General features: G+C 68.2%; 13 protein-coding genes. 7 read left to right on the top strand and 6 right to left on the bottom strand.

Going from position 1 to position 18,913, the window contains the following annotated elements; all coding sequences use genetic code 11:
- Positions 1-16: 16 nt before the first annotated feature.
- The 6 genes from J4O76_RS14905 to J4O76_RS14880 form a co-directional block, all read right to left on the bottom strand.
- Positions 17-1,261, bottom strand: a complete 1,245-nt coding sequence (locus J4O76_RS14905; protein WP_426282608.1) for a putative DNA modification/repair radical SAM protein — start codon at positions 1,259-1,261, stop codon at positions 17-19.
- A gap of 218 nt (positions 1,262-1,479) precedes the next feature.
- Entirely contained in the window at positions 1,480-1,656 is a 177-nt protein-coding gene (locus J4O76_RS14900; RefSeq protein ID WP_426282607.1) for a hypothetical protein, read from the bottom strand.
- A 33-nt stretch (positions 1,657-1,689) separates the two neighbouring features.
- Positions 1,690-5,076: a chromosome segregation protein SMC gene (gene smc / locus J4O76_RS14895; RefSeq protein ID WP_426282606.1), complete on the bottom strand. Its 3,387-nt coding sequence runs from the start codon at positions 5,074-5,076 to the stop codon at positions 1,690-1,692.
- Positions 5,077-5,351: 275 nt separating this feature from the next.
- Positions 5,352-6,092: a thioredoxin domain-containing protein gene (locus tag J4O76_RS14890; RefSeq protein ID WP_056051660.1), complete on the bottom strand. Its 741-nt coding sequence runs from the start codon at positions 6,090-6,092 to the stop codon at positions 5,352-5,354.
- Between the two features lie 26 nt (positions 6,093-6,118).
- Positions 6,119-6,784, bottom strand: a complete 666-nt coding sequence (locus tag J4O76_RS14885; protein WP_426282605.1) for a thioredoxin domain-containing protein — start codon at positions 6,782-6,784, stop codon at positions 6,119-6,121.
- Positions 6,784-7,347, bottom strand: a complete 564-nt coding sequence (locus J4O76_RS14880; RefSeq protein ID WP_426282604.1) for a DUF721 domain-containing protein — start codon at positions 7,345-7,347, stop codon at positions 6,784-6,786. Before J4O76_RS14880 ends, J4O76_RS14885 begins: the two co-directional genes overlap by 1 nt.
- A 26-nt stretch (positions 7,348-7,373) precedes the next feature.
- Between J4O76_RS14880 and J4O76_RS14875 the strand changes: the two genes are divergently transcribed.
- From J4O76_RS14875 to J4O76_RS14845, 7 genes are read left to right on the top strand one after another with little or no spacing between them, the layout of a single operon-like run.
- Complete coding sequence (locus J4O76_RS14875; RefSeq protein WP_426282603.1) at positions 7,374-8,423, top strand: A/G-specific adenine glycosylase; 1,050 nt, start codon at positions 7,374-7,376, stop codon at positions 8,421-8,423.
- Positions 8,420-9,772, top strand: coding sequence for a serine hydrolase domain-containing protein (locus J4O76_RS14870; protein WP_426282602.1), 1,353 nt, complete (start codon positions 8,420-8,422; stop codon positions 9,770-9,772). Before J4O76_RS14875 ends, J4O76_RS14870 begins: the two co-directional genes overlap by 4 nt.
- A 5-nt stretch (positions 9,773-9,777) precedes the next feature.
- The gene (nudC, locus tag J4O76_RS14865) at positions 9,778-10,656 is read left to right on the top strand and encodes an NAD(+) diphosphatase (RefSeq protein WP_426282920.1); all 879 of its coding nucleotides are present in this window, start codon (positions 9,778-9,780) and stop codon (positions 10,654-10,656) included.
- Between the two features lie 55 nt (positions 10,657-10,711).
- Entirely contained in the window at positions 10,712-12,118 is a 1,407-nt protein-coding gene (locus J4O76_RS14860) for an L-serine ammonia-lyase (RefSeq protein ID WP_426282601.1), read from the top strand.
- A gap of 11 nt (positions 12,119-12,129) precedes the next feature.
- Entirely contained in the window at positions 12,130-14,166 is a 2,037-nt protein-coding gene (locus J4O76_RS14855) for a M3 family metallopeptidase (RefSeq protein ID WP_426282600.1), read from the top strand.
- Positions 14,163-15,224 (top strand): PLP-dependent cysteine synthase family protein, encoded by a 1,062-nt coding sequence (locus tag J4O76_RS14850; protein ID WP_426282599.1) that lies wholly within the window; start codon positions 14,163-14,165, stop codon positions 15,222-15,224. The genes J4O76_RS14855 and J4O76_RS14850 overlap by 4 nt, the downstream gene beginning before the upstream one ends.
- A gap of 7 nt (positions 15,225-15,231) precedes the next feature.
- Complete coding sequence (locus J4O76_RS14845) at positions 15,232-18,771, top strand: hydantoinase B/oxoprolinase family protein (RefSeq protein WP_426282598.1); 3,540 nt, start codon at positions 15,232-15,234, stop codon at positions 18,769-18,771.
- Positions 18,772-18,913: the final 142 nt, after the last annotated feature.

Below are 18,913 nucleotides of genomic sequence, written 5' to 3'. Positions count from 1 at the left end.
GAGGAATGTGCGGGGCTCACGCGAACATTTCCATTTGCTTGGGTTTTGGGGCGACGATCGGGCGGAGTTCGGCTTTGTCCGCTAGTGCTACGGGGCGCCAGTCCTCGGCGATGATGAAGGGGCGAAGCTTGGCGACTGACACGGTCAAGCGGGCGATGTCCGCCAAATGCAGGCGGCGCCAGCGGCGGCTGGTGAGGATGCCGTTGACTGCCTTTACGCCAAGTCCGGGGACGCGGAGGAGCATTTCGCGGGGGGCGCGGTTGACGTCTACTGGGAAAGATCCGCGAAATTTGAGTGCCCAGGCGAGCTTGGGGTCGATGTCGAGCGGCAGCATCCCGGTCGCGTCGTCGGCGGCGGCGACCACCTCGTGCGGCTGGAACTCGTAGAAGCGCATCAGCCAGTCGGACTGGTACAGCCGGTGCTCGCGCATCAAGGGCGGGCGTTGCAACGGAAGGACGGCGCTCGCATCGGGGATCGGGCTGAACGCGGAATAATAGACGCGGCGCAGGCCGAAGCGGTCGTACAAGGTCGACGCCTTCCGGACGATATCGCCGTCCGTCGCCGCGTCTGCGCCGACGATCATCTGCGTCGACTGGCCGGCGGGGGCGTAGCGGGGCGCGGACTTGTACTTGGCCTTGGCGTCCTTGCCGTCGATGATTGAGGCCTTCACCTCGGCCATCGCGGTCTCGATGCGGACGCCGTCCTTCTCGGGGGCGAGGCGCTTCAGGCCGTTTGCGGTCGGGAGTTCGACATTGATCGAGACACGGTCAGCGTACAGCCCGGCCTGGTGGACGAGTTCGGGATCGGCGTCGGGGATTGTCTTGAGGTGGATATAGCCACGGAAATGATGGTCTTCCCGAAGCGACCGCGCGACCTCGACCATCTGCTCCATCGTGTAGTTCGACGAGGCGATGATGCCCGACGAGAGGAACAGCCCCTCGATATAATTGCGCTTGTAGAAGGCGATGGTGAGGTCGACGACTTCCTTCGCCGTGAACCGTGCGCGGCGGACGTTCGAGCTCTTGCGGTTGATGCAGTAATGGCAGTCGAAGATGCAGCTGTTGGTCAGCAGGATCTTCAGCAGCGAGATGCAGCGGCCGTCGGGCGCATAGGCGTGGCAGATGCCCATGCCTTCGGTCGAGCCGAGCCCTTTGCCGTCCTTCGAATTGCGCTTGGTCGTGCCCGACGACGCGCACGACGCGTCGTATTTGGCCGCGTCGGCGAGGATCTCGAGCTTTTCACGGGTGTCGAGTTGGGCCATTCGTTCGTCTTACGTTCCGCGAAAAGGGGTGTCGAGTGATGGAGATCAACTTGTTGCTATGTCGTTGTACTGGCCACCTTTCGGGTCGGCCCCGATGCTGGAAGTGCACAAAGTGCAGACGCTGGGAGCATTTTTCCGATGTCTGCACTTAGGCCCAGACGTGGACGATTGCGGATTCACGACGGTGGCAGGACCGGGTTGTGTAGGACACCCGAAAATCAGCCGAACAGATAGCGGATCAGGTCGACCATGCCGCCGAGGCTTACGGGCAGGAGCAGCAACAGGACGAGATAGACGAAGATCAGGCGGGTCAGCGCCTTCTCGTGCCGATACACGGGCTTGCGGGGAGGCAGGTCCTCCTTGCGCGGCCAGATGCTGGATTCGTCGAGGAACATCGAGGATCAACGTCGCGAACGGGGATTGTCTCCCTACGCGGTTGCAATGAGTCCGGTCGCGGCCTGCAGATCGACCGAGACGAGGCGGCTGACACCGCGTTCGATCATCGTCACGCCGAACAGGCGGTGCATGCGGCTCATCGTGACGGCGTTGTGCGTGACGACGAGGTAGCGCGTTTCGGTGTCGCGCGACATGCGGTCAAGCAGGTCGCAGAAGCGCTCGATATTGGCGTCGTCGAGCGGCGCGTCGACCTCGTCGAGGACGCAGATCGGCGCGGGGTTAGTGAGGAACAGGCCGAAGATCAGCGCGACCGCGGTGAGTGCCTGTTCGCCGCCCGACAGCAGCGTTAGCGACTGGAGGCGTTTGCCGGGTGGTTGCGCCATGATCTCGAGGCCGGCTTCGAGCGGGTCGTCGGAATCGATCAGTTCCAGATGCGCGGCGCCGCCGTCGAACAGCGTGGTGAAGAGGCGCTGGAAATGACCGTTCACCGCTTCGAACGCGGCGAGCAGGCGCTGGCGGCCTTCGCGGTTGAGCGTGCCGATCGAGCCGCGCAGGCGGTTGACGGCTTGGCCGAGTTCGTCGCGCTCGACCGCGTTGCCCCGCGCGGACTCTTCGAGTTCGGCGAGTTCGGTTTCGGCGACGAGGTTGACCGGGCCGATGCGTTCGCGATCTGTGTTGAGGCGGTCGTGCGTGGCAGACTCCTCGGCTGGCGCGCGGACGTCGGCGACCGCGAAGCCGAGGCGTTCGGGGAGGACGGGGGCGGGGCACTGGAAGCGCTCGCCTGAGAGGCGGCCGAGATCGAGGCGACGCGCTTCGTGATTTTCGACGCGGGCGATCGCGCCGGCGCGGGCTTCGCGGGCGACGGCGAGCGCTTCGGTGGCGGCGCGGTGGGCGTCGTCGGCGGTGCGGGCGGCGGTTTCCGCGGCGCGTTCGGTGGCGAGGAGCGCGTCGGCGGTTGTGCGCGCGTCATGGTGTTCGGCGTCGAGCGTCTCGATTTCAGCGTCGAGGGCGGCGGGGCGTGCGGCGATGGCGGCGAGGTCGGCGCCCAGCGTCGTTTCGCGCGCGTCCATGGCGGCGATGCGTTTGGCGGCTTCACCGGCGCGCGCGCGCCAGCTTCGGGTGTCTGCTTGGGCGGCGGACAGGCGTTCGCGGTGGGTGGCGATGCTGCGGTCGAGCGTGGTGCGGTCGGCGCGGGCCTGCGCGACGGCGGCGCGGGCATTTTCGGCGTCGTATTGAAGCGCGGCGACCTTGCGCGCGTTGGCGGTGCCGTCAGGGACGGCGGCCATCGCGGCTTCGGCGCGGGTGCGGTCGGCATGCGCGTCGGCGACGTCGTCGGCGATGCGGTGCGCGCGGATGTCGAGGTCTGTGCGCTGGGTGGCGAGGCGTTCGAGCGCGGCGGCGGCGCGGTCTTCCTGGCGGAGGGCGTCGCGCGCGGCGGTTTCGGCGCGTTGCAGGGCGGCGCGGGCGGTTTGCGACTGGCCTCTAGCCTGGGCGATCCGCTCGTCGATCGCGGCGCGGGTTCGTTCGGCGTCGTCCAGCGCCTTGGCTGCGGCGGGGCGGGCAGCCTGGAGCGCGGCGAGGCGGTTGCGGCGGACGAGGCGCTCGGCGGCGGCCGCGCCGGTGCCGGTTGCGGTGAAGCCGTCCCAGCGGCGGAGTCGGCCGTCTCGGGTGACGATGCGCTGGCCGACGGCGAGGTGTTGCTGGCCGTCGGTGTCGGCGACGAAGACCTGCGCCAGCCTGCGGGCGAGGGCGGGGGGCGCGTCGACATGCTTTGCCAGCGGTTCGGCGTCGGCGGGCGCGGCGGGATCGTCTTCGCGGGGCGCGGCGCCTGCCCATGCGTCTAGGCCGGTCTCGAGATCGTCGCCGAGTGCGGCGGCGAGTGCGCGTTCGTAACCGGTGCTGGCCGAGACATGGTCGAGCAGCCGGTCGCGACCGCTGCGCTGTGTTGCCTTGGTGAGCGCCGTCACTTCGCTGTCGATCGCGGCGAGGTCTGCGCGGGCGGTCGCGCGAGTGGTTTCGGCGGCGTCTCGCGCGCTGATCGCGGCGGCTTCGTCGGTGTCTGCCTGGGTGATGGCCTGGCGGGCGGACTCTGCGGCGGCGGTCGCGGTGCGTCGGGCTTCGGCGGCGGTCTCGCGCTCTGCGGCCAGCGGCGCGGGGTCGCCGAGGGCGCGGAGAGCGGCGGCGATCTGCGCGGCGTCGCGATCGGCGCGGTCGGCGCGGGTGCGGGCGGCGGCGAGGGCTGCGCTGGCGACGCGGACTTCGGCGGCGTCGCGGGCTTGCGTGGCGAGGGCCTGGGCGAGCGCGACTTCGGCGTCGCGGGCGCGACGTTCGGTTTCGGCGAGTGCGGCGTCGAGGTCGGGGATCGCGGCGGTGGCGTCGGCGATCGCGGTGTCCAGCGTCTTGGCCTCTTCGGCGAGGCGGGCGAGCGCGGCGGCGGCGTCGCTGGCGAGCGATCCTTCGCGGGCGCGGTCGTCGGCGATTCGGGCGCGGGCGTCGGCGAGGTCGGCGATCCTGCGCTCGACGCTGGCCTTTTCGGTCTTGAGCGCGGCGAGGCGGTGGGCGAGATCGCCGACTAGGTCGCGCGCGGCGAGCGCTGCGGTGCGGGCGGTGGCGACGGCTTCGATCGCGCGGTGCTGGTTTGCGGCGGCTGCGCGTTCGGCTTCGGTCGTGGCGTGGACGCGGGTTTCGGCAGCGGCGGCTTCGGCCTTGGCGGCATCGGCTGCGGTGGCGGCTTCGCGCCATCGGGCGAAGAGCGTGCGCGCTTCGGCGACTCGGATCTGCGCGGAGATGAGGCGATAGCGTTCGGCGGCGCGGGCCTGGCGTTTCAGCGTGGCGGCGCGCGCGTCCTGGTCGGAGATGATCTCGTCGAGCTTGGCGAGATTGGCTTCGGTGGCGCGGAGTTTGCCTTCAGCGTCTTTCCGCCGGACGTGGAGGCCGGCAATGCCGGCGGCTTCCTCCAGCATGGCGCGGCGGTCGGCGGGTTTGGCGGCGATGACGGCGCCGATCTTGCCCTGACTGACGAGCGCGGGCGAGTGCGCGCCGGTGGCGGCGTCGGCAAAGAGCAGGCCGACGTCCTTTGCGCGAACGTCGCGGCCGTCGATCCGGTAGGCGGAGCCGGCGCCGCGCTCGATCCGGCGGACAATCTCGCGTTCGTCACCACTTATTTCGGCGAGGATCGAGACTTCGGCGAAGTCGCGTGGCGGGCGGGTGGCGGTGCCGGCGAAGATGACGTCTTCCATGCCGGCGCCGCGCAGCGATTTCGCGCTGGCCTCGCCCATCGTCCAGCGGAGGGCTTCGAGGAGGTTGGACTTGCCGCAGCCGTTGGGGCCGACGACGCCGGTCAGGCCGGGTTCTATGCGGAGATCGGCGGGGTCGACGAAGCTCTTGAAGCCGGTGATGCGGAGGCGCTTGATCTGCATTCTTGGCGCCCCCCGACGACTAAAGTTGGATCTTACCCCGGACCGTTGCGCTGTTGGTTCCCCGCGAAGGCGGGGACCCAGACTGGGCTCCCGCCTTCGCGGGAGAACAAGGAAGGCGGTGCTGCCATTCGACTGAGTGCGCCAACATTGCACCTCCCTGGCGAAGGCCGGGGCCCAATTGGGAGACGGCGCTAACGAAGGTTGCGCTTCGTTAATTCCACCTTTCCAATTGGGCCCCGGCCTTCGCCGGGGTAGTTACTTGTGGAGCGATTAGCTTACGCCCCAGCGGCCTTCAGAGCCTTCTCCATCTGATCCCAGCTCACGACCTGATCGAGCTTCTTGTCGTTGATCAGGAACGTCGGCGTGCCCGTGACGGTGCCCGCCTGCATCGCGTTCTCGGTCGGCTTGGCCATTACTTCGAGCTGCTTCTGATCCGCGAGGCACGCGCGCGCCTTGGCTTCCGGGATCCCGCGCTGCTTGACGAAATCGATCGCGCCCATCTGTTCGGCGAGCTTGGTCGCGACGACCGTCGGCGGCTGGTTGGCGAGCGCCTTCTGCTGGTCGGGGGTCATCGCCTGGAGCTTGTCGAGGAAGGCGATCTGGTTGCCGTACATCTGCTCGAGGATCGGGAAGAACGGCGCGACGCCGCCGCACTGGCCAAGCAGCGTCAGCGCCACGTCGGGTGCGCCGTGGACGAGGAAGTCGCGGAATTCGAAGCTGACCTTCCCGGTCGAGACGTACTTCTCGGTCAGCGGCTTGTACGCCTCGCGGCCGAATGCGCCGCAGGTCGGGCACGAACGCGCGCCGTATTCGACGAGCTTGATCGGCGCGTTCGGGTTGCCCATCAGGTACCCCTCGGGGGTCTTCACGACCGTCTCGGTCCAGTTCTGGCCGGCGGGGGCTGCGGCGGCTGCTACCGGCGCGGCAGCGGGCTGGTCGACGTTACCGGTCGAATCGTTCTTCGAGCAGGCGGCGAGCGCGAGCGGCAGGACGGCGAGCGTGGTCAGGAACTTCATCGGGTTACTCCAGTGGATCACGTGAATTAACGGGCGCCGGCCTTGCGGAGCGCGGGTTCGAGCTGTTCCCAGCCGACGTGCGGGAAGGGCCTGCCGTTGAGGTAGAAGGTCGGCGTCGAGTCGATCTCCTTCGGCGCGTCGGCGGTCAGTTTGACGATGCGGTCGATCTCGGGCTGGTTGGCGAAGCACGCGTTGATGGCCGCGTCCGACAGCCCGCGCGCCTTGACGAACGCGGTCAGGCCGGAGCCGTCGGCGTTGGCGCGGATCTGGGCGGCGGCCGGGTACATGTTCAGGCGCGCGGCGTTGCCTTGCTGGTATTCGATCCCGCGCTCGAGCCATTGCGGCTGTGCGGCGAAGATCGCGGACGAGGTGGCGGAGAAGCCTTTCGGGCCGGTGCAGCGGGCGAGGATCGCCGCCGACAGGTCGAGCCGGTCGCGGATGAAGTGGCGGACTTCGAGGCTGGTCGAGCCCGATGCGATCATCTGGCGCTTCAGCACGGGTTCGGATTTCACCGAGAAGTCGGCGCAGTGCGAACACGTGTAGCTCGCATACTCGACGAGCTTCACGCGCGCGGCGGGGTTGCCGATCAGGTAGGCGCCCGAGGGGAGGATGCGCGCGGACTGCGACCAGTCGCGCTTGGGCGCGGCGCCGGTCAGCAGGAAGAGGGCGAAGACGGCAAGCAAGACGCGCATCAGTTGATCCTGGGAAGGCCGTGCGTCGAGGCGACGCCGGCGGCGAGGGATTCGAGGACGGCGCGCAGTTCCGGATCGGCGATGCCCTTCAGGCTCATACCGAGATCGACGGGGACTGGGCGCAACGAAGGGGGCGCCTTGCGTGGGACGGGCGCGGCGACCTCGCCCTGGCGGATCGCTACCTTCACGATCGCGGCGTAGCCGAAGAAGCGGTTCACGCGCTCGATGATCTCGGGCGCGATGTGCTGCATCATCGGTGCGTGTGCGCCGCGCACGGTAAGGGTCAGGACGCCGTCCTGCTTCTTGCCGACTGGGAAGCGGATCGATTCGGGGATGCTCGCACCGGCCAGTTTGGCGCCGACGATCTCGGGCCAGCGGCTGACGATCGACGACTGGACGAAGCCGAATCGCCGGAACGCCGCGCCGCCGATCGCGGGCAGCAGCTCGGCGACCGCGCGTGAGCGGTTCTCGCGCGGGGCGTCTGGGTCGGTCCTGCCTTTAATGCGCTTCGTCGCCGGCTTGGGCGTCGCAGGTTTGGGCACAGAAACGGGCGGCTTGCTCATCTGCGAACCCATGCCATAGGCGACGCGTGAACGCCAAGCGCTCTTCGGTCTCTCGGGCCCTGCTCGACTGGTATGACGCGCATCGTCGCGACCTGCCGTGGCGCGCGAAGCCGGGCGAGGCGGTCGATCCGTACCGGGTGTGGCTGTCCGAGGTGATGTTGCAGCAGACGACGGTGGCCGCGGTGACGCCGCGGTTCCTCGCGTGGACCGCGCGGTGGCCGGATTTCGCGAGTCTGGCTGCGGCGGACGATGCCGATGTGATGGCAGCTTGGGCTGGGCTTGGGTATTACGCGAGAGCGCGCAATCTCGTGAAGGCGGCAAAGGCCGTGGTTTCAGATCACGGCGGGGAATTTCCGCGGACGGAGGTGGAGTTGCGCGCTTTGCCTGGGCTCGGCGCTTATACAGCGGCGGCGGTGGCGGCGATCGCGTTTGGCGAGCGCGCGGTGGTGGTCGATGCGAATGTCGAGCGGGTGGTCGCGCGAGTGTTTGCGATTCAGACGCCTTTGCCGGCTGCGCGACCGGCGATTCGGGTGGCGGCGGATTTGATCACGCCGGATGCTCGGGCGGGTGATTTCGCGCAGGCGATGATGGATCTGGGGTCGGGGATCTGCACGACGCGCGCGCCGAAGTGCTTGTTGTGTCCGATCCGCGCGCATTGCGAGGGCTTTGCTCAGGGCGCGCCCGAGCGGTTGCCGGTGAAGGCGAAGAAGGCGGCCAAGCCTCGGCGGTACGGGACGATCTTCTGGCTGGAGCGCGACGGGCAGGTGTTGCTGGTGCGGCGGCCGGACAAGGGGCTGCTCGGCGGGATGCGCGCGTTTCCGACCGGGCCTTGGGGTGATGTTCCCCCCGGTTTCGATGACGCGCCGGCGCAGGCGGATTGGCGGATGCTGGACGCAACCGTCGCACACGGATTTACGCATTTCGATCTGCAACTGACGCTTGCGGTGGCGGCGGTCGAGGCGCATCAACCGCGCGTTCCAACGGCAAGCAAATGGTGGCCGATCGACGAGCTGGATACCGCCGGGCTCCCGACCGTTTTCGCCAAGGCCGGCAAGACCATACGGAGAGCTGCATGAAACTGGTGCACTGGATTTCGACGGGCGGACTTGCCGCGCTGGCCGCTGCCACGGCCTATGCCCAGCAGGCGCAGCCGCGTCCGCAGGTGAGCCCGCAGGCTCGTCCTACGCCGCGGATGACGATCCCGGTCAACGCGCTCCTGCCTGCCACGTCCGCGCTGTTCGACAACTATGTCGCACAGAACAAGATGCCGGGGATCGTCGGTGCGTTCGGGGCTGGTGATGGTCCGACGTTGTTCCCGTCCGCGGGGAAGATCAGCGACGCCCCCAATGCTCCGGCGGCAGGCCCCGATTCGCTGTGGCGCGTCTATTCGATGTCCAAGCCGATCACCGGGATGTCGGCGATGATGCTGGTCGAGGACGGCAAGCTCAACCTCGACGATCCGGTCAGCAAATATATCCCGGCGTTCAAGGACATGAAGGTGGCGACCAGCCCCGACACGTCGCTCGCGACGCGGCCCGCCGTGCGGCCGATCACGATCCGCAATTTGCTGACGCACACCGCCGGGCTCGGCTACACGATCGTCACCAAGGGGCCGCTGCTCAAGGAATATGAGCGGCTCGGTATCCTGCCGCTGTCGGTCAGCGCGGCGATGGAAGAGAAGATGCGGCCCGTCCGGCCGAAATCGCTCGAGGAGTTCGCGAACCGCGTCGCGACGCTGCCGCTGATTGCGGATCCTGGCACCAAGTGGAGCTATTCGATCGGGCTCGATGTGATGGGCCGCGTGATCGAGGTGGCGAGCGGCATGAGCTTCGAGCGGTTCGTGCAGACGCGGCTGTTCGATCCGCTCAAGATGCGGTCGAGCTTCTGGCAGGTGCCGCAGAGCGAGGTCGGGCGGCTCGCGACCAACTATGCGTTCGTCGGCGACACGCGGACGCCGCTCGATCCGGCGGCGACGTCGGTGTTCCTGCAAAAGCCGAGCTTTCCGTATGGCGGTGCTGGTCTCGTGATGTCGGCGCGCGATTACGATCGGTTCCTGCACATGATCCAGGACGGCGGCACGCTCGACGGCGTGCGCGTGATGAAGCCCGAGACGATCGCGCTGGCGACGTCGAACCTGTTGCCGGCGGGCGTGGTATTCGGCGGAGTCGGTGGCGGCACCGGGGGTACGCAGGGGAGCAACATGGGCTTCGGCGCGGGCGGTTCCGTCGTGCTCGCGGATACGCCGAACGGACCGGGCAAGGGCACCTATGCCTGGGGCGGTGCGGCGGGGACGATCGCGTGGGTCGATCCGTCGAGGCATTCGCGCGGCAACGTGATGGTCAATTACTTCCCGGCGGACCGGATACCGCTCCGCCAGCAGGTGGTCGCGGCGCTGCTCCAAGATGCGGCGAGGTTGCGCCGATGAGCGTGATGGAGGCACCTGGGTTTACCGGTGGGACGCTCGACCGGTCGGATGCATTGCGTCACGATCCGGAAGGGCTGGCGGCGGCGCAGCGCGATTGGCGTGCGCGGCTGCTGGTGCTCGACGGGCTATTGCCGGGCACGACCGATGACGGGCATCTCGCCTGGACGTCGATGGCGGACATGCCCGACGATGCCGAGCCGATCCTGCTTGGACTCGACGACAGCGGACGGCCGCATTTCGCGGCGCTGCTGGCGGGCATGCGCGTCGACAACGCGCCGGCGATGCGTTCGCCCGCGCTGATGGCGGTACTGGCAGCGCTCGCGCCCGGTGAGGCGGCGACGTACGCTGGTGCGCGGAGTGTGATCGACTGGCATGTCCGGCATGGTTTTTGCGCGAAGTGCGGTTCGCCGACCGAAATGTTCCGGGCGGGGTGGGCGCGGAAGTGTCCGAACTGCGGGACCGAGCACTTCCCGCGCGTCGATCCGGTGGTGATCATGATCGCCGAGCATGACGGGCGGGCGCTGCTCGGGCGTGGCAAGGGGTGGCCGCCGGGGCGGTATTCCGCGCTGGCCGGTTTCGTCGAGCCGGCCGAGTCGATCGAGGAAGCGGTCGCGCGCGAGATCCTCGAGGAGTCGGGCGTGCGGGTCGGCAAGGTGCGGTATGTTGCGAGCCAGCCCTGGCCGTTTCCGTCGTCGCTGATGATGGCATGCGTTGCGGAGGCCGAGGACGATGCGATCACGCTCGATGTGAACGAGCTCGAGGATGCGATGTGGGTGCCGCGCGAGATGGTGCGGGCGGTGCTGCGCGGAGAGGAGGGGCCGTTCGTCGCGCCGCCGCCCTATGCGATCGCGTACACGCTGCTCAAGGAATGGGCGGGGGAATAGGCGCTGCGTCAGCTTCGGATGGACGGCGCGGGGTATAGTCTCGTAACGGCGATGCATGACTCCGCTGACCTTTGATCGCCCGGACGAGCAGACTCGCGCTCGCCCCGATTGCCACCAGGCGATCAGCATCCTCGACCTGTTCACGATCGGGATCGGGCCGTCGAGTTCGCATACCGTCGGGCCAATGCGCGCGGCGTGGCTGTTCGCGGATCTGGTCGCGGACGAGAAGCCTGTGGCGGTGCGCGTCGATCTTTACGGCTCGCTGGCGCTGACCGGGCGGGGGCATGCGACCGACAGCGCGGTGATGCTGGGCCTGAGCGGTGCGCAGCCGGAGACGATCGATCCCGACCTGATCCCGGTGCGGCTGGCGGCGATCCGGTCGAGCGGGCGGCTGATGCTCGCCGAACGGGTGGAGATCGGGTTCGAGGAAAGCCAGCACCTTCTGTTTCATTCGAAGACCTTCCTGCCGGGGCATCCCAATGCGGTGACCTTCACCGCCTCGTTCGGTGACGGGCGCAGCGTCGAGCGGACCTATTTCTCGATCGGCGGCGGGGCGATCGTCGAGGCGGGCTCGGGGCCGGTGAAGGCGAACATCCTGTTGCCGCGGCCATTCTCGTCGGGGGCGGAGCTGCTCGCGACCGGCGATGCGACGGGGATGACGATCGCCGACATCGTCCGCGAGAACGAGATCGCGTGGCGGCCGGAGAGCGAGACCGATGCGTTCCTCGATGCCGTCCGTGGTGCCATGTTCGCGTCGATCGATCGCGGCTGTCGGCAGGGGGGTATCCTGCCGGGTGGGCTGAAGGTGCCGCGTCGGGCGAAGGCGCTGTTCGAGGGCTTGCAGGCGCGCGATACCGCGGCCGATCCCTCCGCGGTGTTCGAGTGGGTCAGCCTGTATGCGCTCGCAGTGAACGAGGAGAATGCTGCGGGGGGCCGCGTCGTGACCGCGCCGACCAACGGCGCGGCGGGCGTGCTGCCCGCGGTGCTGCGCTTCTACGAGACCTTCACCAAGGATCCGACGCCGAAGGGCGCGCACGATTTCCTGCTGACCGCGGCGGCAATTGGGTTTCTCTACAAGAAGCGCGCGTCGATCTCGGCGGCGGAGATGGGGTGCCAGGGTGAGGTCGGCGTCGCGTGCTCGATGGCCGCTGGCGCGCTGGTCGCGGCGCTCGGCGGGACCAACGAACAGATCGAGAATGCTGCCGAGATCGGCATGGAGCACAACCTCGGGCTGACATGCGATCCGATCGGCGGGCTGGTCCAGATCCCCTGCATCGAGCGCAATACGATGGGCGCGATCAAGGCGATCAACGCCGCGTATCTGGCGCTGCGGGGGGACGGTCGCCATATCGTCAGCCTCGATGCGGTGATCGAGACGATGCGCCAGACCGGTGAGGACATGCGCTCGCAATATAAGGAGACGTCGCTTGGTGGCCTGGCCGTCAACGTCGTCGAATGCTGAAGGATTTTCCCATGACTGCCCCGACGAACCCGCTTCTCGATACGCTGTCGCTGCCCCGTTTCGCGGAGCTCTCGCCCGATCAGATCGCGCCTGCGCTCGACGAGGCGATCGCGCGGCATGAGGCGATGGTCGAGGCGCTGACGACCGCGCGGCCGACCGATTTCGCCGGCGCGTGGCTGCCGTATGAGCGCGCGAATACCGAGATCGGTGCGATCTGGTCGGCGGTGTCGCATCTCCACGGCGTCGCGGATACGCCCGAACTGCGCGCGGCGTATTCGGAGGGGCAGAAGCGGCTCGTCGAGAACGACATGAAGGTCGGGCAGAACCGCGATTTGTACGAGGTGTTCGTGGCGCTGAGCGTGTCGCCCGAGTTTGCGTCGCTGTCGGATGAAGACCGGGTAGCAGTCGAGCAGGCGATCCGTGACTTCACGCTGTCGGGCGTGGCACTGGAGCCCGAGGCGCGCGACCGGTTCAGCGAGATTTCGGTCGAGCTGTCGGGGTTGTCAAACGAGTTCGGCAGCGCGGTGCTCGACGCGACCGATGCGTGGTCGGAACTGGTGACGGACGAGGCCGATCTCGCTGGCATTTCGGATGCGGACAAGGCGATGTTCGCGGATGCCGCCAAGGCGAAGGGGCAGGCGGGCTGGCTGGTCACGCTGCAACAGCCGAGCGTCAACGCGGTGCTGACCTTCGCGGAGAACCGCGAGTTGCGCGCCCGCATGTACCGCGCGTTCGCGACGCGCGCGTCGGACCAGGGACCGAACGCGGGCGAGTTCGACAACAGTGCGCGGATCGCGCGTATCCTCGAACTGCGGCACGAGGGCGCCAAGCTGCTCGGCTTCACCGATCCGGTCGCGTGGTCGCTGGAGACCAAGATGGCCCCCAACGGTGCCGAAGTGATCGCGTTCCTGCGCGATCTGGCACGGCGCGCGAAGCCGGCGGCGGAGCGCGACCTGGCCGAGCTGAAGACGTTTGCCGCCGAGCAACTCGGGATCGCCGATTTCGAGCCTTGGGATGCGGGCTTCGTGTCGAACTGGTTGCGGCAGGATCGCTATGCGGTCGATGCGCAGGTGGTGAAGGCGTATTTCCCGGTCGAGCGCGTGATGGAGGGCTGGCAGACGCTGATGCAGCGGCTGTTCGGCATCAAGCTCGTCGAGCGCGACGACGTGTCGCTGTATCATGACGATGCGCGGTTCTTCGATGTGGTGGACGAGAGCGGAACGGTGTTCGCCGGCCTGTATCTCGATCTCCACGCGCGTACCGGCAAGCGTGGCGGTGCGTGGATGGCGCAAGCGCGGCCGCGGTTGCACGACGGCAATACCGTGACGGTGCCCGTCGCGTATCTCGTCTGCAACTTCGCACCCGATGGCGGCGAGACGCCGTCGCTGCTGAGCCACAACGACGTGACGACGCTGCTGCACGAGACCGGCCACTGCATCCACCTGCTCTTCACCAAGGTGAACCGGCCGAGCATCGCCGGCACCAATGGCTTCGAGTGGGATGCGATCGAGCTGCCGAGCCAGCTGATGGAGGATTTCGCCTGGGACAAGGACGTGCTGACCGGCATGTCCGGCCACTACAAGACCGGCGAGACGCTCCCCGCCGACCTGTTCGAGCGGATGGTGAAGGCGCGGCATTTCCAGGCGGGGATGTTCATCCTGCGCCAGGTCGAGTTCGCGCTGTTCGACCTGCTGCTGCATCTCGGCACGATGGGCAGCGATCCGATCGAGGTGATCGAGGCGGTGCGCGACGAGGTGGCGGTGATCCGCCCGCCTGCATGGCACCGCTTCCCGCACGCGTTCAGCCACATTTTCGCGGGCGGCTATGCATCGGGCTATTACAGCTATCTCTACGCGGAACTGCTCGCGGCGGATGGCTTCGAGGCGTTCGCGGAGGCGGGCCTGGTGGATCGCAAGACCGGCGACCGGTTCCGCGAGGAAGTGCTCGCGCGCGGGGCGACGCGGCCCGCGGCGGACAGCTTCCGCGCGTTCCGTGGGCGTGATCCCGAGCCGACCGCGATGCTGGTCCGTCACGGGCTGCAAGGGTGACGAAGCGCGTCGACCGGCGCTGGTTGTCGGAGGCGGTGCGGCGGATCGAGGCGGACTATAACCGATCCGCCGACACGCATCTGATCCGGGTGGATTTGCCGCGGTATCCCGGCATCGTCCTCTACCTGAAGGACGAAAGTTCGCATCCGACGGGCAGCCTCAAGCACCGGCTCGCGCGGTCGCTGTTCCTGTACGCGCTGTGCAACGAATGGATCGGGCCCGAGACGACGGTGATCGAATCCTCGTCGGGATCGACCGCGGTGTCGGAGGCGTATTTCGCCAGGATGCTGGGGCTGCGCTTCATCGCGGTGGTGCCCGCGACCACCGCCAAGCCCAAGCTCGACGCGATCCGCTTTCACGGTGGCGAGATCCACATGGTCGACGATCCGCGCACCGTCTACGCGGTCTCGCACCGGCTCGCGGCCGAAACCGGCGGGCATTACCTCGACCAGTTCACCTATGCCGAGCGCGCGACCGACTGGCGCGGCAACAACAACATCGCCGAAAGCATCTTCGCGCAGATGGCCGAGGAGGAGCATCCGTGCCCGTCCTGGATCGTCTGCGGCGCGGGGACCGGCGGCACGTCGGCGACGATCGGGCGCTTCATCCGATACTGCCGCCACGACACCAAATTGTGCGTCGCGGACCCGGTGCACTCGGTGTTTCACCGCTATTTCGAGGATCGCTCGGTGGTCGCGTTGCCCGAGGGGTGCGCGTCGCGGATCGAGGGGATCGGACGGCCGCGGGTCGAGCCGAGCTTCGTGCCGAGCGTGATCGACCGGATGATCGCGGTCGAGGACGCCGACAGCATCGGTGCGATGCGCGCGCTGTCCGACCGGCTCGGCCGGCGCGTCGGCGGCTCGACCGGGACCAACCTCTGGGCCTGCGCGCAGATCGTCGAGGAGATGGCGGCGGCGGGCGAGACGGGCAGCATCGTCACGCTGTTGTGCGATGGCGGCGATCGCTATGGCTGCACCTATTACGACGACGCATGGCTCGACGATCGCGGGGTCGCGTGGACCGGAGCGGCGGCGCGGATGACGCAATTTCTGGGCTGAGTAACCAATGACTACATGGCAGTTCTGGATCGATCGTGGCGGTACGTTCACCGACGTCGTCGCGCGGCAACCGGACGGGCGGATCGTCACGGCCAAGCTGCTGTCCGAAGATCCCGAGCGCTACGGTGATGCGGCGGTCGAGGCGATCCGGCGGTTGACCGACGGGGCGGATGTGCCGCTCGAACTGCGGATCGGCACGACGGTCGCGACCAACGCTCTGCTCGAGCGCAAGGGCGAGCCGACCTGCCTCGCGATCACGCGCGGGTTTGGCGACGCGCTGCTGATCGGCCACCAGGAGCGGTCCGATATTTTCGCGCGCGACGTGAACCGTCCGCCGCCTTTGTTCGCGCAGGTGGTGGAGATCGACGAGCGGGTCGGGGCGAAGGGCGATGTGCTCCGGCCGCTCGACGGCGATGCGGCGCGCGCGGGCTTACAGGCTGCTTTTGATAGCGGACTGCGCGCCGTCGCGATTGTTCTTGTGCACGGTTACCGCTTCACCGCGCACGAGGAGGCCCTGGCGGCAATCGCGGCCGAGATCGGCTTCACGCAAATCTCGGTAAGCCACCGCGTCGCGCCGCTGATCAAGCTGATCGGGCGGGGTGATACGACCGTCGTCGATGCGTATCTGTCGCCGGTCGTCGATCGCTATGTCGCGGGCCTGAGCAACGCTCTGGGGCAGGGCGCGCTGTTCATGCAGTCGTCGGGCGGACTGGTCTACGGCGCAGGCTTTCGCGGCAAGGACGCGATCCTGTCGGGTCCCGCTGGCGGCATCGTCGGCATGGCCGCGACCGCGCGCGAGGCCGGGTTCGAGCATGTCATCGGCTTCGACATGGGCGGCACCTCGACTGACGTGTCGCACTATGCCGGGACGTACGAGCGCGACACCGAGACGCTGATCGCCGGCGCCCGCATCCGCGCGCCGATGCTGCGGATCCACACGGTGGCGGCAGGCGGCGGCTCGATCTGTTGGTTCGATGGCGAGCGGTTGATCGTCGGCCCCGAGAGCGCAGGCGCGGTGCCGGGGCCGGCGTGTTACCGCCGCGGTGGGCCGCTGACGGTGACCGACTGCAATGTGATGCTGGGGAAAGTGCGGCCAGAGTTCTTCCCGGCGCTGTTCGGACCGGCGGGCGACCAGCCGCTTGATGCGGAGGCGGTGGCCGCTCGGTTTGCGGAGCTGCCGCTCGATCCGCAGGTCGCAGCGGAGGGGTTCGTCGCGGTCGCGGTGGCGAACATGGCGAATGCGATCCGCACGATCTCCGTCGCGCGCGGGCATGACGTAACGCGTTATACGCTAGCATGCTTCGGTGGAGCCGGAGGGCAGCATGCGTGCCTCGTCGCCGATGCGCTGGCGATGGACCGAGTGATGATCCACCCGCTGGCCGGCGTGCTGTCGGCGTACGGCATGGGGCTCGCCGATCGCCGGGTCCTCCGCGAAGCGACGTCGGGGGCGGCGTTCGCGGACTATGCCGGGATCACGCAGGCGCTGGACAGTCTGGCGGAAGCAGCGCGCGACGCGCTAATGGCGCAGGGTGTCACGGCGGACGACGTTCGGATCGAACGCCGCGTGCATCTGCGTCGAGGCCAGACCGACCACACCATCGAACTCGATCTCGACGAACCGGCAGCGATGATCGCCGCATTCGATGCCGCGCACATCGCGCAGTTCGGTTTCGCCAGCGAGGCACCGCTGGTCGCCGACCGGATCGTCGCCGAGGCGATCGCCGAGAGCCCGCCGATCGATGCCGCGCTGGTCGCGTTCCCCGAAGAGCTAGCCGCGCCCCTGTCCGTCGCCCCCGTCTACATGGCGGGCGCATGGCACGACACGCCCGTCCTGGCTCGCGCAGGCCTCCCCGCCGGCCACGCCATCGATGGCCCGGCACTGATTCTCGACAGCGTCTCGACCACCATCGTCGAGCCCGGCTGGCGCGCGCGCGTCGATCCGATCGGCAATCTGATCCTCGACCGCATCGCGCCCCGTGTCGGCGCGAGTATCGGTACTGAATCCGATCCGGTGCGCCTCGCAATCTTCGCCGGTCTGTTCATGAGCATTGCCGAGGAAATGGGCGCCGCGCTCCAGCGCTCCGCCGCATCGGTCAACATCCGCGAACGCCTCGACTTCAGCTGCGCGCTGTTCGACGCGCACGGCAAACTCGTCGCCAACGCGCCGCACATCCCGGTCCATCTGGGCTCGATGGGCGAAAGCATCCGCACGATCATCGACGCGCGAGGCGGCGGCGCGGACGGCCGCGGTATCCGCCGCGGCGACGCCTACGCGCTCAACGCCCCCTATCGCGGCGGCACGCATCTGCCCGACATCACCGTTATCATGCCGGTCTTCACAGACGATAACGACGCCCCAGCCTTCTTCGTCGCAGCCCGCGGTCATCATGCGGACGTCGGCGGCATCACCCCAGGATCAATGCCCCCCGAAAGCCGGTCGGTCGAGGAAGAGGGCGTGCTGCTCGACGACGTGCTGGTGGTCGACGAAGGCGGTTTCCTCGAAGCGGAACTGCGCGCGGTGTTCGCGTCCGGCCCTTATCCCGCGCGCAATATCGACCAGAACATAGCCGATCTCGCCGCGCAGTTGGCCGCCTGTACGCGCGGCGCGACCGGTCTCACACGGCTCGCGAACGAGTACGGTGCCGACGTCGTCGCAGCGTACATGGAGCACGTGCAGGCCAACGCCGACGCCGCAGTCCGCCGCCTGATCGCAACGCTAGACGATGGCGCGTTCGCCTATGAGATGGACGACGGCGCAGTCGTCCGCGTGGCAGTCCGAGTCGACCGCGAGGCCGGGACAATGGTCATCGACTTCGCCGGCACCAGCGAGCAGCGTCCGACCAACTTCAACGCCCCCGTCTCGATCGTCCGCGCGGCCGTGCTCTACGTCGTCCGCGCACTGATCGACGAGGCCGTGCCGCTCAACGACGGCTGCCTGCGCGGCGTGACGATCCGCGTGCCCGAGGGCTCGATGCTCAACCCTCGATATCCGGCTGCGGTCGTCGCCGGCAACGTCGAGACCAGCCAGGTCGTCACCGACGCGCTGTTCGGTGCGCTCGGTGCGATGGCGGCGAGCCAGGGGACGATGAACAACTTCACCTTCGGCAACGACACGCACCAATATTACGAGACTATTGCGGGAGGAGCAGGTGCTGGCCCCGGCTTCGACGGCGCGTCGGTGATCCAGACGCACATGACCAACAGCCGCCTCACCGACCCGGAAATCTTTGAGACGCGCTTCCCGGTGTTGCTGGAGGAATTCTCGATCCGCCGCGGCTCGGGCGGGGCAGGCGCGCACCACGGCGGCGACGGCGCGACGCGACGAGTCCGGTTCCTCAAGGACATGACTGCCTGCATCCTCGCCAACCGCCGCCGCATCCCGCCGTTCGGGATGGCCGGCGGTGACAGTGGCGGACTCGGCTCGGCATCGGTCGAGCGCGCGGATGGCGGCGTCGAACGGCTTGGCTCGACTGCCAAGGTCGACATGCACGCCGGCGACGTGTTCGTGATCGAGACGCCCGGCGGGGGTGGCTTCCGTCAGGCCTGATCGCACTCGCGCCACGCGGGGAAGGACTTTCGGCTGATGGCGGAGGCGGTTGCCGACGTTCGGTAGAGCATTGCGCCTCCTTCTGCCCCCCTTCGCTGAAAGGGAGGGGCGGGGGTGGGTAGGCCGGCTTGGGTCGTGGACG

Origin of the sequence: Sphingomonas sp. NFX23, assembly GCF_049887795.1 — a bacterium.
Lineage (GTDB): Bacteria > Pseudomonadota > Alphaproteobacteria > Sphingomonadales > Sphingomonadaceae > Sphingomonas.
The sequence above is the reverse complement of the archived record's forward strand: the minus strand, read 5'-3'. Positions and strand labels throughout refer to the sequence as shown.

Bases quoted from the DNA above. Each gene is read 5' to 3' on its own strand.
- J4O76_RS14870 (WP_426282602.1), top strand. From the start codon at position 8,420: ATGAAACTGGTGCACTGGATTTCGACGGGCGGACTTGCCGCGCTGGCC.
- J4O76_RS14855 (WP_426282600.1), top strand. From the start codon at position 12,130: ATGACTGCCCCGACGAACCCGCTTCTCGATACGCTGTCGCTGCCCCGT.
- J4O76_RS14880 (WP_426282604.1), bottom strand. From the start codon at position 7,347: ATGAGCAAGCCGCCCGTTTCTGTGCCCAAACCTGCGACGCCCAAGCCG.
- smc (WP_426282606.1), bottom strand. From the start codon at position 5,076: ATGCAGATCAAGCGCCTCCGCATCACCGGCTTCAAGAGCTTCGTCGAC.
- J4O76_RS14845 (WP_426282598.1), top strand. From the start codon at position 15,232: ATGACTACATGGCAGTTCTGGATCGATCGTGGCGGTACGTTCACCGAC.
- J4O76_RS14885 (WP_426282605.1), bottom strand. From the start codon at position 6,784: ATGCGCGTCTTGCTTGCCGTCTTCGCCCTCTTCCTGCTGACCGGCGCC.
- J4O76_RS14900 (WP_426282607.1), bottom strand. From the start codon at position 1,656: ATGTTCCTCGACGAATCCAGCATCTGGCCGCGCAAGGAGGACCTGCCT.
- J4O76_RS14905 (WP_426282608.1), bottom strand. From the start codon at position 1,261: ATGGCCCAACTCGACACCCGTGAAAAGCTCGAGATCCTCGCCGACGCG.
- J4O76_RS14890 (WP_056051660.1), bottom strand. From the start codon at position 6,092: ATGAAGTTCCTGACCACGCTCGCCGTCCTGCCGCTCGCGCTCGCCGCC.
- J4O76_RS14860 (WP_426282601.1), top strand. From the start codon at position 10,712: ATGACTCCGCTGACCTTTGATCGCCCGGACGAGCAGACTCGCGCTCGC.
- nudC (WP_426282920.1), top strand. From the start codon at position 9,778: ATGGAGGCACCTGGGTTTACCGGTGGGACGCTCGACCGGTCGGATGCA.